Raw genomic sequence first — 14,646 nt, forward strand, 5'->3', positions numbered from 1 at the left:
TATTAAATGAATAAAGAATACATACGACAATGGCTTGTATTTAAAGGTGGTGTTATTTTATTAATGGCTTTCTCTTTGGGTTACATTTATGTGGTTTTCTTTTATATGGAAATGGTGAATGTAAAATCATTAATCATTCATGGGGATGTAATAGAATTTAGTGGTAAAGTTTTAATTTGCATGGGTGGGATTCCAGCAATTGTATGGACATTTTTTTGTTCATTAAAAATGCTCTTTAAGAAAGGCATTCAGCCCTTTAAGAAATACACGGCGATCGGTTATATATGGATGATTATAAGTGTAGCGTCTTTTTTGTTAGGGTTTATCGCCGCTTTCGTCATCCCCTTTATCTTAATGGCGTCGCCCTATACCTCATGCAATGTAGGAAAGTACAGCAGTTACTACGTGATTAACCCGGATCTGTGCAAAACCATTGTTCCTGACCAATGGGTGAAAAAATGACAGAACTCAGAGGTGCGGATTACTGGCGGCAGATTCTTGAAGGCACCCGATATGCGGTAGATCATCCGCAGATGCTGGAAATGGGCATCGGGACCCGCGGGCTGGGAAGTGCGCTGATTAAAGGCACCCGGTTTTGTATTTTTGCCTCGCTCGCCTGGCGCGCCATTGAACTGATTTTTAAGTCCGACTATGACCTTGTTGATTTTCTTGGCGACATTACGATGGATGCAGCCAAGGCGGTGGTGGCGAGTGTGATTATCGGGCTTATTGCAGGAGTATTGACTTTAGGCAGTTTACCGGTAGTTGTCATTGTAGGGTTTGTGATTATAGCAGGTATTGTTTTAAATATAGGTCTAAACAAATTAGATGATCACCTCCTGCTTTCAGTGAGCCTAAAACAAAAACTACGTGATGCTTTGGCAGAATACCAAAGAATAACAGATTGGAATGTTAGATATTCAAAGCCGTTGTATAATTATTCATTGGGTAACGGATATTAAAGTGAAAAAAGACATCCAGCAATGGCTGGTTTTCAAAGCTGCCGCTATTTTTATAATGGCGATATCGGTGGGCTTCATTTATGTGATTTGTTTTTATATGGAAATGGTTAATGTGAAATCATTAATTATTCAGGGTGATGTTATAGAGTTCAGCGGTAAAGTTATAATTTGTATGGGTGGGATACCCATGTTCATCTGGATGTTCTTTTTTGCTTTTAGAATGCTTATTAAAAAAGGCCCCGGAACAATAAAAACAAAAACTCGCATTGGTTCCGTTTGGGGAGGGGTTAGTATCGTGGCATTTTTTGCAGGTTTTATCGCCGCTTTCGTCATCCCCTTTATCTTAATGGCGTCGCCCTATACCTCATGCAATATGGGAAAGTACAGCAGTTACTACGTGATTAACCCGGATCTGTGCAAAACCATTGTTCCTGATCAATGGGTGAAAAAATGAGAGAATACACATGGTAAAAATGGTTTTTTTATAAATTACTTACGGTGTTTTTGGTATGTGTTTTCTTAGGTTTGATATATTTCGTCATTAACTTTGGAGAGCTCTATCAGGTGCTTTCCTTGTTAAGACACAAAGATATTATTATATTTGACCGCGGCAGCTTTGCAGCAGTCGGCGGAATGCCTATTCTGGTTTACATATTATTTTTTTCATCGCGCACGTTGTTTTCAAAAGGCCTGCTGGCACCCAAAAAACCTACTGCCCTTGGAAAGGTTTGGATGTATTTGAGCGTAGCTGTTTTTGCCTTTTCTTACATTGCTATGTGGATAATCCCCTTTGTACTGATGGCCTCACCTTATACACGCTGTCACGAAGAAAAACTCAGCGCTTACTATGTTATCGACCCACAACTCTGCAAAACTATCACACCAAAACACTGGCAGTCTTATGATGATAAGTAACGCCAGTGTTTAACGGGCGGAGACAAACTGCTCGTTTTTATCCGAGGTTTACAGCACCCGACTTTCTATCAATAATCCCCACACACTTCACAGCTCGGGTCTTTCATCAGTTTCATCTCGCGGAACTGCAACGTCATGGCGTCGAACATCAGCAGTTTTCCGCGCGGAGTTTCGCCAAATTTTGTCAGCAGTTTGATGGTTTCCATCGCCTGCAAACTGCCAATGGTGCCGACCAGAGGGGCCATGACCCCTGCTTCCACGCAGGTCAGCGCATTTTCGCCAAACAACCGGCTCAGACAGCGGTAGCAGGGCTCCTGCGGCTGGTAGGTAAACACGCTGAGCTGGCCTTCCATACGAATGGCGGCGCCGGAAACCAGCGGTTTTTTCTGCGCGAAACATTCACTGTTCAGCTGATTACGCGTCGTGACATTGTCAGTGCAGTCAACCACCACGTCGCAGGCGGCGATCAACTCACGTAACAAAGCTTCATCCGCCTGTGCATTAATCTGATGTAAGCGGATATGCGGATTGATTGCCGCCAGCGCTATCGCGGCGGATTCGACTTTCGGCATTCCGATCCGCTCGTCAGTATGCAGTGTCTGGCGTTGCAGGTTAGAAAGCGAAACCGTATCGAAATCCAGCAGCGTTAATGTGCCCGTACCGGCTGCCGCCAGATATTGCGCGGCGGCACAGCCTAAACCCCCCAGTCCGACAATCAGCGCATGGCTGGCTTTCAGTTGCTCCTGTGCGTCAAAATCAAACCCTTTCAGCACAATCTGGCGGTTATAGCGCAGGGTTTCAGCGTCTGTCAGTTCCGGCAGAGTGGTCATTTTCAGCTCCGCAGCAGGGCGTTAAAAGGTTCGACTTCAACAATGTCGCCTGCCGAAATGCTGCCGCGTTCACGCTCAAGCACAATAAAACAGTTGGCCTGACTGAATGAGCTGAACACGTGCGAACCCTGATGGCCGGTCGTTCGCACTTCCAGCTGACCTTCTGTATTTGTGCTGAAAATGCCGCGCTGGAAATCGAGGCGGCCGGGTGCTTTTTTCAGTGGAGTCACGGCTTTCGCCTTCAGGCGTGGCGGAAACTGCCAGGCACTGTGGCCGGAAAGCTGAGCGATGAATGGCTGAACCAGCTGATAAAACGTCAGTGCAGCGGACACCGGATTACCCGGCAGACCGCAGAACCAGCTGTCTTTGAGTTTTCCGAATGCAAAAGGTTTGCCCGGTTTCATGGCCAGTTTCCAGAAACCAATTTCGCCCAGTTCATCCAGCATCTGTTTGGTGTAATCGGCTTCACCGACGGAAACGCCGCCGCTGGAAATCACCAAATCAGCAAATTCATTGGCTTCTTCAAACGCTTTACGCAGTGCCTGCGGATCGTCGCGGATAATCCCTAAATCCAGCACAGTACAACCGAGTTGCTCAAGCATCAGACGCACTGCAAAACGGTTAGTATCATAAATCTGGCCTTCCTGCAGCGGCGTGCCGACAGGCTGCAGCTCATCACCGGTAGAAAATACGGCGACTTTCAGCGATTTCCAGACCTGAACTTCAGTTACGCCAAGTGACGCCAGCAGCGGTAATTCTGCAGCACCCAGTCGCACACCCGCAGGCAGCACGCTGTCGCCTTGCTTGATGTCGTCGCCGGTCAGGCGGATGTTCTGGCCTTGTTCCGCCGTCGCTGTGAAACGGACTCCAGCTTCTGACACTTCCGCCTGTTCCTGCATGATGACCGCATCGGCACCCGCGGGAACCGGCGCGCCGGTCATGATACGGATACAGGTTCCGGCAGGCCATTCGCCGTGGAAAGGTGCACCTGCAAAGGCTTTACCGGCCACCGGCAACACCGCGCCGTCGTGCAGATCTGAGCAGCGCAGGGCATAACCGTCCATCGCGGAGTTATCAAAAGGCGGAACAAAAATCGGTGAAAGCACCGGTGCGGCAGTAATGCGCCCCGCAGCAGTCGCCAGCGGCAGAGATTCGGCATCCTGCGCTGTTTTTTTCGGAACGTAAGCGCGCATTTTATCCAGCGCTTCCTGAAGTGAGATCAAACCTGCAGTGTTGAATTCCATCAAAATTCCTTAGTGATTCAGCCCGTCGGCGCGGGCGTACTTACCAGAGACGGACGGGAAATTGGGGCATGCCTATAGTATGACAGAGAAACGGGACGAACCAAAAACCGCTGAAGGCCTAAAAACTTCGTGGGGATTTCTGAAAAATTGAGATCGATCCCAAAAATACGAATGTAACGCGGTTATGATAGTTGCCGTTATTTGTGACTTGTGTCACATATCTGTCATATACACAGGAATAACCGGTGCTTAAAAAAAATCGCCATCAGGCCATCCTTCAGTTAGTAGAACAACATGAAGTGTTACAGGTTAGCGAACTGGCACAATCGCTGGATGTGAGTCTTGAAACGATCCGACGTGATCTGAGTGAAATGCAGGACAAAGGTTTGATCCTGCGCCGTCATGGACGCGCTCGTCGTCTGGTCGCTCAGCCTGAGACATCCTGGCTAAACAGTTTGCAGCGCTGCCCGCAGATGTAAAGGCGCAGTCATATAAGAAAAGGGAAGGCTCCACAGAGTCTTCCCTTTTTTATGCGTAAAGTTCAGTGATCAATGGGCCGGTTGTTGCTCCAGCGCTTCGGCTTTGCTGTTGACGGAAGCGAAAATTAGAGCCACCAGCAGGAAAACGTAGGCGATGGTGGCGGTGTTCAGCGCCCAGAACAGCCCGTACTGACTGTAAACCAGCGACGACAGCGTAGAAAAAATCAATGTCCCTATTGTGCCGATGGTCAGCAGGGCGGAGGTCAGCGTCGGCGGAGAATTTCTGACCTGTAAACTGCCATAACTCATGATCCCCGAGAACAGCCCGGAGTTGCAGAACCCGAACAGACCGGCACAAATCAGGATCAGCGTCGGGTGCGCACTGTTGGCGGCAACCGCCAGACAAACCAGCCCGACAACCGTGGAAAGTAGCAGATAAGTACGCAGCTTCACGAAGCGTACCGTGAACTGATTCACGAACAGGCCGATGGATTTCACCGTCCAGTACGTTGTGATGTAAAACGCAGCCCGGTCTGCGGCCATACCAAAATGCTCTTTCAGCCAGCTCGGCAGCCACATAGTGAAAATCGGTTCTGCCAGCAGAAACGCAAACAGCGCAAAACATAATACCCACACCGACATTCCCCAGCGCTGATGCGTAGCGTCAGTTTCGGATGTGGTCTGCACTGCCTGCGGAATGGAAGGAAATTTCTGCCCGACACACAACACAATCATCGCCAGGCTCAGCACCGCCATCACGCCGTACATTGCCAGCCAGCTTGCGCCGTGCTGGAACAGATAGCCCAGCAGCAGGGATAACACCACGCCCGCGAGTGCAAAGAAGAAATCGGTGAGGATCAGATTCGCCGAACGCTTTTTCGGATCCTCATTAATACGCACCACCAGATAGCTGCCGATGGACATCATAATTCCTGATGCAGCGCCAATCAGAAACACGCCGATGCCAAACATGGTGATCGTTGGCATAAGAAATAGTGCGATGCAGGTCAGGACTGAAACCGCTGAGCCGGTGATCAGTTGTTTGCCCAGATTGAATCTACGCATCAGCACGCCGCTTATCATAATCGGCAGGAACAGACCGATATTCATCAGCGTAAACATCTGCCCGATAAAACCGGGGTCTTTGCCAAAGGCCTGTGAAACCGGGCCGATAACAATTCCCAGCGTGGAAACCAGCGCACCGGTGAAGAAATAACTCAGCCAGGAAATCATATTGATCCGCCGGCGGTTGAATGTCTGTTCCATAGCCGTTCCTTATTTTGCTGGCGCAGCCAGGCTGGCGAAGAAGGCGCGGATCAGGCGGGTGAAATCGCCGACGGCGAGTTTCGCGCAGCTTAGGGTTTGCTCGTGGGACAGCGGGGTGTCGGAAAGCCCTTCAGCAAAGTTAGTCATGGCTGAGACTGCCAGCACTTTCAGCCCGCAATGGCGTGCGGAAATCACTTCCGGAACGATCGACATACCGACCACATCGCAGCCTAAGATTTGCATCATGCGGATTTCAGCCGGTGTTTCGAAGTTCGGGCCGGTGTAGGCGGCGAATACGCCTTCTGCGACCTCGATATCAAGCTTTCCTGCCACGGTGTGCAGCTGAGCACGCAGGTCTTTGTCATAGGCATTGGCGAGGCTGAAAAAACGCGGCCCGAAGCGGTCATCGTTTGGACCTGCCAGCGGCGATTCCGGCATAAAACTGACATGATCGGTCAGCGCTACCAGTCTTCCGGGTGCGACTTCCTTGCGCATGGACCCGGCGGCATTGGTGGCCAGCAGAAATTCACAGCCAAGCAGTTTAAACGTGCGTACCGCGCTGGTCATTACCGACATGCCGTGACCTTCATACATGTGGCCGCGGCCTTTCATACACATCACCGGCACACCTTCGAGCGTGCCAAGAACCAGTTCACCGGCATGACCGACGACATTGCTTTGCGGGAATCCCGGCAGTTCGTTGTAAGGAATAGTGACGGCATCAGAGATATCGTCGCACAACGTGCCGAGGCCGGAACCGAGGATCAGGGCGGCTTTAGGAATAAAACCGGGCGCGCGTTGGCGGATAAGGGCGGCGCAGTCAAAAGCATTGTTATTGAGCATGATCACTTCTCTCATTTTTCACAGTAGGGTGGGAGTGAAGGCAATGCTAGTGTGGGCGGCTGTCGGGGTCTAATACTGATATCCGCAGAGATTTATAGTCAAAACCTATAAATCTAACGCACAGAAATTTAAGGATAAAATATGCCACGGAGACCCGTATGACGCGGCCATTTACTGATTCCGTTTTCGATCTCGGCCAGATTAATCTGCGGCTGCTGCATTACTTTCGCGTGGTGGCGGAAGAGTTGAGTTTCAGCAAGGCAGCGGTGCGCCTGAATATGTCGCAGCCGCCGCTCAGTCTGCACATCAAAGAGCTGGAGAATCTGCTCGGCACGCCGCTGTTTCTGCGCACCACGCGGTCCGTATCGCTGACACCTGCGGGTGCGGCGCTGATGCGCGAAGCCGGTCTGATGCTCGACAGCATTAACCGTTCGCTGCATCAGGTGCGCAAAATCGGGCGCGGGGAAGTCGGGCACATTCAGTTTGGCACCGTGGGCACCGCCGCCTGGGGACCGCTGATGCCTGCGCTGAACAGTTTTGCCCGCATTGCGCCTGAAATCAGCTGGACAGTGACCGAACTGACGCCGGTGCAGCAAATTGATGCGTTGCAGTTGCAGCGTATTGATATCGGCATCTGGCGTGAGGCAAAACTGGCGCTGCCGCACGGGCTGTCGAGCCGCCTGATGGGGCGAGAAAACGTGGCGCTGGCGATTTCTGAACATCATCCGCTGGCAATGAAAAACAGCGTCGTGCTCGGCGAACTGGCGCATGAGGATTTTATTCTGATGCCGATGAACGCATCGAGTCTCGGCAGTTATCTGTATTCGATGTGCCGTCAGCACGGATTTTTGCCAAAAATAGTACAGCAGGTAAATGAGCCGCAAACGGCGCTGGCGCTGGTGGCGAACGGTTATGGTATTACGTTATTGCCGGAAAGTTATGCGCGCATTCACTGGCCGGGCGTGCGCTTCTGTGCCCTGAGCGAACGGTTACCGGTAGATTTGTATGCGATTTATCAGGCGGATTCGGTGACACCGGCGGCGGCACGTTTTCTGGATTCACTGGAAGGAGAAGGGTGAAAACAGCAGGGCCGGAGCCCCGCTGTTAAAGGAATAACGGTGTTACGCCGCCATTTCGCGGTGAATTTTCTCTGCTTTACTGCGCACACCGGCGATGATCACCGCCAGCACCAGCAGAACGTAAGACACCGTCGCGATATTCAGCGCCCAGAACAGGCCATATTCGCGGTAAATGAATGACGAGAATGAAGCGAAAATCAGCGTTCCGACGGAAGCGGTAGTCAGCAGCGCGGAGGTCAGCGTTGGCGGTGAGTTTTTCACCTGCAGGCTGCCGTAGCTCATCAGGCCGGAGAACATACCGGAGTTACAGAAGCCGAACAGGCCAACTGCAATCATCACCAGCGTGGCGTTTTCGTTGTGCGTTACCACAATCAGGCTGATTAAGCCGATGATGGCTGAAGCAAACAGGAACGTACGCAGTTTCACAAAACGCACGGTGAACTGGTTCAGGAACAGGCCAATCGCTTTCACCATCCAGTAAGTGGTGATGTAAATCGCTGCGCGGTCAGTGTCCAGACCGAAATGTTCATGCAACCAGCTCGGCATCCACAGGGTGAAAACCAGTTCGCTGAAGACGAAGGCAAACAGGGCAAAGCACAGCACGTAAGCCGCGAAGCCCCACGGCTCTTTCGCTTCCTGCTGGCTTTTCGCCACTTTTTCCGGCTGGGCAACAGTCGGGAATTTCTGACCTACACACAGCAGGATCATCAGCACGCTCAACGTACCCATGATGCCGTACATTGCCAGCCAGCTTGCGCCATGCTTGAACAGGAAACCGAGCACCAGAGACAGCGTCATGCCGGAAAGGGCAAAGAAGAAGTCGGTAAAGATCAAGTTAGCTGAACGCTTTTTCGGATCTTCGTTAATACGAACAACCAGATAGCTGCCAATCGACATCATCAGACCCGCGGTCGCACCGATCAGGAAAACGCCGACGCCGAACAGGGTGATTGACGGCATCACGAACAGCGCGATACAGGTCAGGATGGTGATAACTGACCCGGTGATCAGCTGCTTACCCAGATCGAACTTACGCATCAGGATGCCACTGATCATAATCGGCAGGAATAAACCGATGTTCATCAGTGAGAACATGAGGCCAATAAAGGCCGGATCTTTATTAAACGCTGTGGCAACTGGCCCGATAACAATACCCAGAGTGGAGACGAGTCCCCCTGTAAAAAAGTAACTTAGCCACGAAATCACATTAAGACGCGGGCGGTTATAAACAGTTTCCATAAACTGATTTCCTAAAAAGAGAAAATAAAAAAGTCGCAGTAAGCTTATCCAGAGGTGCTTTTTCCGCGATTAGGACGTTTATTATTGCTGTTCTCTGGTCATTTGTCCCGCATGTATATTCAATTGCAGCATTTGTTTTTCCTAAACAATCTAAGCAATTAGCGCCATTTTGGTGGCGATGCATTTCTGCTTTACATACTGTAGCGGGCTAAATATAGTCAAAAAACAGGTCAACATCTTCCATACATAAATACAACATCGAAAGGTGCAGTGCTAATGAGTTCTTCTACTGATAATTCAGCGGCTTCCGTTTCGAACAAGAAGCGTCCGGTCATTGCTATTCATGGTGGTGCCGGGGCAATAACCCGTGCGGCAATGAGCGTCGAAAAAGAACAACTTTATTTAGCCGAACTGGAAAGGATTGTAAGCAGCGGTCAGGCGATTCTGGCCGCGGGCGGCAGCGCGCTCGACGCTGTCACCGAAGCCGTGCGCTTGCTGGAAGAATGCCCGCTCTTTAATGCCGGTAAAGGCGCGGTTTTCACCCATCAGGGCACGCATGAATTAGACGCCTGCATCATGGACGGTCGCACGCTGGATGCCGGTGCGATCTGCGGCGTCAGCCATATCCGCAATCCTATTCTGACTGCCCGTAAGGTGCTGGAAAACAGCCCGCATGTTCTGTTTACCGGTGCTGGCGCAGAAGATTTTGCCCGAGCGAATGGTCAGGAAATGGTGGAGCCGGAGTATTTCTTTACTCAGGAACGTTATGACCAGTTGCAGCGCGCCATCGCCGCAGATACCGGCGTGATGCTCGATCACGACGGAGCCTCGCTGAAGGCTTCCGGTGACCCGATTGATCCGGAGCGTAAATTTGGCACTGTAGGCGCGGTGGCAATAGACGAATCCGGCAATCTGGCGGCGGCGACATCGACCGGCGGAATGACCAACAAACAGGCCGGACGCGTCGGCGATTCGCCGATCATTGGCGCCGGTTGTTACGCCAGTAACAATACGGTGGCGATTTCCAGCACCGGCACCGGCGAAGTATTTATGCGTACTGTTGCGGCTTACGACGTCGCAGCGCTGATGGAATACGCCGGTTTAACGCTGGCGGAGGCCACGCACAAAGTGGTGCAGGAAAAACTGCTGCCACTGGGCGGCAGCGGCGGAATGATTGCCGTGGATAAATTTGGCAACGTGGAACTGCCTTTCAACAGCGAAGGTATGTACCGCGGATTTGCCCGGGTGGGCGAAGCGCCAGTCGTCAGTATTTACCGCTCATGAACACTTCCCTGACTCTGCCTTCCGATCACGTTCTGGCGGTCAGCCAGCTCAGTGTGCAGTTTGCGCATGAAGGGCAAATCATCCCGGCGGTGAATCAGCTCAGTTTTCAGGTAAAACGCGGCGAAACGCTGGCTATCGTCGGTGAATCCGGCTCTGGAAAATCCGTAACTTCGCTGGCGCTGATGCGTCTGGTCGAGCAGGGCGGCGGGCAGATAACACAGGGTGAAATGCACTTTCGCCGTCGTAACGGCGAAGTGGTTGATCTGATGGCGGCGACGCAGCCCGCCATGCGCAGCCTGCGCGGTGCGGATATGGCGATGATATTTCAGGAGCCGATGACGTCGCTCAATCCGGTGTTTCCGGTTGGCGAGCAAATCGCCGAGTCTATCCGTCTACATCAGAATAAAGACCATCGAGCCGCCCGTGCCGAAGCCTTGCGCATGCTGGATCTGGTGCGTATTCCCGAAGCCCGAAATATTCTCGACAGCTATCCGCATCAGCTTTCCGGCGGTATGCGCCAGCGGGTGATGATAGCGATGGCGTTGTCGTGCAAACCCGCGTTACTGATCGCCGATGAACCGACTACTGCGCTGGATGTGACCATTCAGGCACAGATTTTACAGCTGATCCGTGTGCTTCAAAAAGAGATGCATATGGGCGTGATTTTCATCACGCACGATATGGGTGTGGTGGCGGAAATCGCCGATCGCGTGCTGGTTATGCATCAGGGCAACAGCGTGGAAACCGGTGAGGTCGGCGCGATATTTCGCACGCCGCAACAGCCTTACACGCAGACCTTGCTGGCGGCAGTTCCCAAACTCGGGTCGATGGCCGGTAAACCGCTGCCCGCACGCTTTCCTGCACCGGAACAACAGGAAAGCGATCCGGCGCTGATACAAAACACCCTGACGCCGGGCGTGCCGCCGATACTGCAGGTGCGGGAACTGGTCACCCGTTTTGACCTGCGCAGCGGTATTTTCAACCGTGTGACGCGACGAGTGCATGCGGTCGAAAAAGTCAGTTTTGATTTGCATCCCGGCGAAACGCTGGCGCTGGTGGGCGAATCCGGTTGCGGAAAGTCCACCACGGGTCGTTCGCTGCTCAAACTGGTGAAAAGTCAGGGCGGTACCATCACCTTTGACGGCAAGACGCTGACGAATATCAGCGGTAGCGCGCTGCAACACCTGCGCCGCGATATTCAGTTTATTTTTCAGGATCCTTATGCGTCGCTCGACCCGCGTCTGACGGTCGGGTATTCGATTATGGAGCCGTTGCTGGTGCATAACCTGGCAAAAGGCGCTGAGGCAGAAGCGCGCGTCGCGTGGTTGCTGGAGAAAGTCGGGCTGCTGCCGGAACACGCGCAACGTTATCCTCACGAATTTTCCGGCGGTCAGCGGCAGCGAATTTGTATCGCGCGCGCACTGGCGCTCAATCCCAAAGTGGTGATTGCCGATGAATCGGTATCGGCGCTGGATGTGTCTATCCGCGCGCAAATCGTCAATCTGCTGATGGATTTGCAGAAAGAGTTCGGACTGGCCTTTTTGTTTATTTCACATGATATGGCGGTGGTGGAGCGTATCAGCCATCGCGTTGCCGTGATGTATCTCGGCCAGATTGTGGAAATCGGTTCGCGCCGTGCGGTGTTTGAAAATCCGCAGCATCCGTATACCCGCAAACTGATGGCGGCGGTGCCGGTGGCCGATCCGGCGCATAAGCGTAAAGATCAGGCGCTGCTGGTGGATGAAATCCCGAGCCCGATTCGTGCGCTTAACGACGATCCGTTTGTCGCCCCGCTGGTTCAGGTGGCGGAAGGGCATTTCGTTGCCAGGCATGCAATTGCAGGCGTTTACTAATTTTTATGGTTGCTCATCTTGAGCCACTTTTTAACGGGTAAGACAGGAAAGGAACTGATATGAATCAGCATAAACATAAAGGTAAGAACGTTGTCCGTCAGGCCGTGCTCGCTGCCGCTGTTTTCGGTTCGCTGGCTTCGGCGTCTGCCTGGGCAGCGAAAGACGTGGTGGTCGCAGTAGGTTCTAACTTCACCTCGCTTGACCCCTATGACGCCAACGACACCCTGTCGCAGGCCGTAACCAAATCTTTCTATCAGGGGCTGTTTGGCTTTGATAAAGATATGAAGCTGGAAAACGTGCTGGCGGACAGCTATACGGTCAGCAAAGATGGTCTGGTTTACACCATCAAACTGCATTCTGGCATCAAATTCCAGGACGGCACGGATTTCAATGCGGCGGCGGTAAAAGTGAACTTTGACCGCGCGAGCAATCCGGACAGCCACCTCAAACGCTATAACCTGTTTAAAAACATCGCCAGTACTGAGGCGGTGGATGAGAACACGGTAAAAATCACGCTGAAAGAACCGTTCTCAGCGTTCATCAACATTCTGGCGCACCCGTCTGCGGTGATTATTTCCCCGGCGGCACTGACCAAATACGGTAAAGATATCGGCTTCCATCCGGTCGGTACCGGCCCGTATACGCTGGAACAGTGGAACCAGACTGACTTTGTGAAAGTGAAGAAATTCGACGGTTACTGGAAAAAAGGCGAGCCAAAACTCGATACCATCACCTGGCGTCCCGTCGTGGATAACAATACACGCGCTGCGATGCTGCAAACCGGTGAAGCGGATCTGGCGTTCCCGGTGCCTTACGAGCAGGCCGCGTTACTGGAGAAAAACGATAAGTTGGATCTGGTGGCCGCGCCGTCGATTCTGCATCGTTACATCAGCTTTAACGTGACGCAAAAGCCGTTCGATAACGTCAAAGTACGTGAAGCAATCAACTATGCCATCAACAAACAGGCGCTAATCAAAGTCGCGTTTGCCGGTTACGCGGTGCCTTCTGAAGGGCCGTTGCCGCAGGGCATTGAATACGCTGCGAAATTCAAACCGTGGCCATATGACCCGGCTAAAGCCAAAGAATTACTGAAAGAAGCCGGTTATCCGGACGGTTTCACCACCACGCTGTGGTCTTCGCACAATAACAGCACCGCGCAGAAAGTATTGCAGTTCACTCAGCAGCAGCTGGCGCAGGTGGGTATCAAAGTGACCGTCACCGCGATGGACGCCGCACAGCGTGCCGCGCAGGTGGAAAACGTCGGGCAGAAAGAGGCGGGTATCCGGATGTTCTATACCGGCTGGTCAGCGTCTACCGGTGAAGCAGACTGGGCGCTCTCGCCGCTGTTCTCCACGCAGGCCGCGCCACCGAAGCAGTTTAATACCGCGTTCTACAGCAATGCCCAGGTGGATAAAGACCTGTCCGACGCGCTGAAAACGACCGATAAAGCCGAGAAAGCCAAACTGTACGCCGATGCCCAGAAACAAATCTGGACCGACGCGCCGTGGGCATTCCTGGTGACTGAGCGTCTGGTGTCGGCGAAAAATAAACGCCTGACGGGATTCTATGTCATGCCGGATACGGCATTCAGCTTTGATGATGCAGACGTGAAATAATACGCGGTGAAGTTTTCAGGGCGTGTGGCGCACAGCGTGCGCGCCCTGAACTCGTGTGTTCCGGGTCCGGAACATGGATGTCGTACCGTGAAATCACAGACAGCGAATCATGCTTAATTATTTTTTAAAACGATTACTCGGACTGATCCCGACACTGCTGATTGTGGCAGTGCTGGTCTTTTTGTTTGTGCATCTTTTGCCGGGCGATCCGGCGCGGCTGATGGCTGGACAGGACGCTGACGCCAGCGTTGTGGCGCTGGTGCGTCAGGATCTCGGGCTGGATAAGCCGCTTTATCAGCAATTCCTCACCTTTTTCGGCAATGCGCTGACCGGTGATTTCGGGCACTCGATGGTGTCAAAACGCCCGGTCATTGATGAAATCAGTTCCCGCTTTATGCCGACCTTCTGGCTGACGATGACCAGTATGCTGTGGTCGGTGATTTTCGGGCTGGTGATTGGCGTGGTGTCCGCCGTGTGGCGTAACCGCTGGCCGGATCGTCTCGGAATGGCGCTGGCCGTCTCCGGCATTTCATTCCCGGCTTTCGCGCTGGGCATGTTGCTGATGCAAATATTTTCCGTTGAGCTGGGCTGGCTGCCGACCGTCGGCGCTGACGGCTGGCGGCATTATATTCTGCCTTCTATAACCCTCGGCGCTGCTGTCGCGGCGATCATGGCCCGCTTCACCCGTGCGTCATTTGTCGAAGTGATGCAGGAAGATTACATGCGCACCGCGCGCGCTAAAGGCGTGCATGAGGCTGTGGTGGTGGTCAAACATGGCCTGCGCAATGCGATGATCCCGGTAGTCACCATGATGGGACTGCAATTTGGATTTCTGCTTGGCGGCTCGATTGTCGTGGAAAAAGTCTTCAACTGGCCGGGGCTAGGGCGGTTGCTGGTGGATTCTGTTGAGATGCGTGATTATCCGGTGATACAGGCAGAAGTGCTGCTGTTCTCACTGGAATTCATCCTCATCAATCTGCTGGTGGACATGCTGTACGCCGTCATCAACCCTTCCATCCGATACAAGTGAGTCAAC

At 52.6% G+C, this 14,646-nt stretch carries 15 protein-coding genes; 10 read left to right on the forward strand and 5 right to left on the reverse strand.

What is annotated here, in order from left to right; genetic code table 11:
* Nucleotides 1-6 precede the first annotated feature (6 nt).
* The 4 genes from J1784_RS18820 (at nucleotide 7) to J1784_RS18835 (ending at nucleotide 1,877) form a co-directional block, all read left to right on the forward strand.
* Complete coding sequence (locus J1784_RS18820; RefSeq protein ID WP_217150461.1) at nucleotides 7-462, forward strand: DUF1240 domain-containing protein; 456 nt, start codon at nucleotides 7-9, stop codon at nucleotides 460-462.
* Complete coding sequence (locus tag J1784_RS18825; RefSeq protein WP_217150462.1) at nucleotides 459-962, forward strand: hypothetical protein; 504 nt, start codon at nucleotides 459-461, stop codon at nucleotides 960-962. Before J1784_RS18820 ends, J1784_RS18825 begins: the two co-directional genes overlap by 4 nt.
* Nucleotide 963: 1 nt before the next feature.
* Nucleotides 964-1,416, forward strand: a complete 453-nt coding sequence (locus J1784_RS26535; RefSeq protein ID WP_217150463.1) for a DUF1240 domain-containing protein — start codon at nucleotides 964-966, stop codon at nucleotides 1,414-1,416.
* Nucleotides 1,417-1,535: 119 nt separating this feature from the next.
* Nucleotides 1,536-1,877, forward strand: coding sequence for a DUF1240 domain-containing protein (locus J1784_RS18835; protein ID WP_217150464.1), 342 nt, complete (start codon nucleotides 1,536-1,538; stop codon nucleotides 1,875-1,877).
* Between the two features lie 68 nt (nucleotides 1,878-1,945).
* Here the strand turns inward: J1784_RS18835 and moeB are convergent, their stop codons facing one another.
* Complete coding sequence (gene moeB, locus J1784_RS18840; protein WP_217150465.1) at nucleotides 1,946-2,707, reverse strand: molybdopterin-synthase adenylyltransferase MoeB; 762 nt, start codon at nucleotides 2,705-2,707, stop codon at nucleotides 1,946-1,948.
* A gap of 2 nt (nucleotides 2,708-2,709) precedes the next feature.
* The gene (moeA, locus tag J1784_RS18845; protein ID WP_238485611.1) at nucleotides 2,710-3,951 is read right to left on the reverse strand and encodes a molybdopterin molybdotransferase MoeA; all 1,242 of its coding nucleotides are present in this window, start codon (nucleotides 3,949-3,951) and stop codon (nucleotides 2,710-2,712) included.
* Between the two features lie 245 nt (nucleotides 3,952-4,196).
* Here moeA and J1784_RS18850 point away from each other — a divergent pair, with 245 nt between their 5' ends.
* The gene (locus J1784_RS18850) at nucleotides 4,197-4,430 is read left to right on the forward strand and encodes a DeoR family transcriptional regulator (protein WP_217150466.1); all 234 of its coding nucleotides are present in this window, start codon (nucleotides 4,197-4,199) and stop codon (nucleotides 4,428-4,430) included.
* A 69-nt stretch (nucleotides 4,431-4,499) separates the two neighbouring features.
* Here J1784_RS18850 and tsgA (J1784_RS18855) read toward each other — a convergent pair whose 3' ends face one another.
* Together tsgA (J1784_RS18855) and xapA are read right to left on the reverse strand one after the other, a co-directional pair.
* The gene (gene tsgA, locus J1784_RS18855; protein WP_217150467.1) at nucleotides 4,500-5,696 is read right to left on the reverse strand and encodes an MFS transporter TsgA; all 1,197 of its coding nucleotides are present in this window, start codon (nucleotides 5,694-5,696) and stop codon (nucleotides 4,500-4,502) included.
* Between the two features lie 9 nt (nucleotides 5,697-5,705).
* Nucleotides 5,706-6,539, reverse strand: coding sequence for a xanthosine phosphorylase (xapA, locus tag J1784_RS18860; RefSeq protein WP_217150468.1), 834 nt, complete (start codon nucleotides 6,537-6,539; stop codon nucleotides 5,706-5,708).
* Between the two features lie 158 nt (nucleotides 6,540-6,697).
* Here xapA and J1784_RS18865 point away from each other — a divergent pair, with 158 nt between their 5' ends.
* The gene (locus tag J1784_RS18865) at nucleotides 6,698-7,618 is read left to right on the forward strand and encodes a LysR family transcriptional regulator (protein ID WP_217150469.1); all 921 of its coding nucleotides are present in this window, start codon (nucleotides 6,698-6,700) and stop codon (nucleotides 7,616-7,618) included.
* A 42-nt stretch (nucleotides 7,619-7,660) separates the two neighbouring features.
* Here the strand turns inward: J1784_RS18865 and tsgA (J1784_RS18870) are convergent, their stop codons facing one another.
* Nucleotides 7,661-8,857 (reverse strand): MFS transporter TsgA, encoded by a 1,197-nt coding sequence (gene tsgA / locus J1784_RS18870; protein ID WP_217150470.1) that lies wholly within the window; start codon nucleotides 8,855-8,857, stop codon nucleotides 7,661-7,663.
* Between the two features lie 276 nt (nucleotides 8,858-9,133).
* Between tsgA (J1784_RS18870) and J1784_RS18875 the strand changes: the two genes are divergently transcribed.
* The 4 genes from J1784_RS18875 (at nucleotide 9,134) to gsiC (ending at nucleotide 14,640) form a co-directional block, all read left to right on the forward strand.
* On the forward strand, nucleotides 9,134-10,141 hold the full coding sequence (locus J1784_RS18875; RefSeq protein ID WP_217150471.1) for an isoaspartyl peptidase/L-asparaginase family protein: 1,008 nt from the start codon (nucleotides 9,134-9,136) through the stop codon (nucleotides 10,139-10,141).
* Complete coding sequence (gene gsiA, locus J1784_RS18880; RefSeq protein ID WP_217150472.1) at nucleotides 10,138-11,994, forward strand: glutathione ABC transporter ATP-binding protein GsiA; 1,857 nt, start codon at nucleotides 10,138-10,140, stop codon at nucleotides 11,992-11,994. Before J1784_RS18875 ends, gsiA begins: the two co-directional genes overlap by 4 nt.
* Before the next feature lie 59 nt (nucleotides 11,995-12,053).
* On the forward strand, nucleotides 12,054-13,610 hold the full coding sequence (gene gsiB, locus J1784_RS18885; RefSeq protein WP_217150473.1) for a glutathione ABC transporter substrate-binding protein GsiB: 1,557 nt from the start codon (nucleotides 12,054-12,056) through the stop codon (nucleotides 13,608-13,610).
* Nucleotides 13,611-13,719: 109 nt separating this feature from the next.
* On the forward strand, nucleotides 13,720-14,640 hold the full coding sequence (gene gsiC / locus J1784_RS18890; RefSeq protein WP_217150474.1) for a glutathione ABC transporter permease GsiC: 921 nt from the start codon (nucleotides 13,720-13,722) through the stop codon (nucleotides 14,638-14,640).
* Nucleotides 14,641-14,646 lie beyond the last annotated feature (6 nt).

This window comes from Rahnella ecdela (assembly GCF_019049625.1).
Lineage (GTDB): Bacteria > Pseudomonadota > Gammaproteobacteria > Enterobacterales > Enterobacteriaceae > Rahnella > Rahnella ecdela.

Coding starts and splice junctions, on each gene's coding strand:
- J1784_RS18820 (WP_217150461.1), top strand. CDS start 7: ATGAATAAAGAATACATACGACAATGGCTTGTATTTAAAGGTGGTGTT.
- J1784_RS18875 (WP_217150471.1), top strand. CDS start 9,134: ATGAGTTCTTCTACTGATAATTCAGCGGCTTCCGTTTCGAACAAGAAG.
- tsgA (WP_217150470.1), bottom strand. CDS start 8,857: ATGGAAACTGTTTATAACCGCCCGCGTCTTAATGTGATTTCGTGGCTA.
- moeB (WP_217150465.1), bottom strand. CDS start 2,707: ATGACCACTCTGCCGGAACTGACAGACGCTGAAACCCTGCGCTATAAC.
- J1784_RS18865 (WP_217150469.1), top strand. CDS start 6,698: ATGACGCGGCCATTTACTGATTCCGTTTTCGATCTCGGCCAGATTAAT.
- gsiB (WP_217150473.1), top strand. CDS start 12,054: ATGAATCAGCATAAACATAAAGGTAAGAACGTTGTCCGTCAGGCCGTG.
- moeA (WP_238485611.1), bottom strand. CDS start 3,951: ATGGAATTCAACACTGCAGGTTTGATCTCACTTCAGGAAGCGCTGGAT.
- gsiA (WP_217150472.1), top strand. CDS start 10,138: ATGAACACTTCCCTGACTCTGCCTTCCGATCACGTTCTGGCGGTCAGC.
- xapA (WP_217150468.1), bottom strand. CDS start 6,539: ATGCTCAATAACAATGCTTTTGACTGCGCCGCCCTTATCCGCCAACGC.
- gsiC (WP_217150474.1), top strand. CDS start 13,720: ATGCTTAATTATTTTTTAAAACGATTACTCGGACTGATCCCGACACTG.
- tsgA (WP_217150467.1), bottom strand. CDS start 5,696: ATGGAACAGACATTCAACCGCCGGCGGATCAATATGATTTCCTGGCTG.
- J1784_RS18825 (WP_217150462.1), top strand. CDS start 459: ATGACAGAACTCAGAGGTGCGGATTACTGGCGGCAGATTCTTGAAGGC.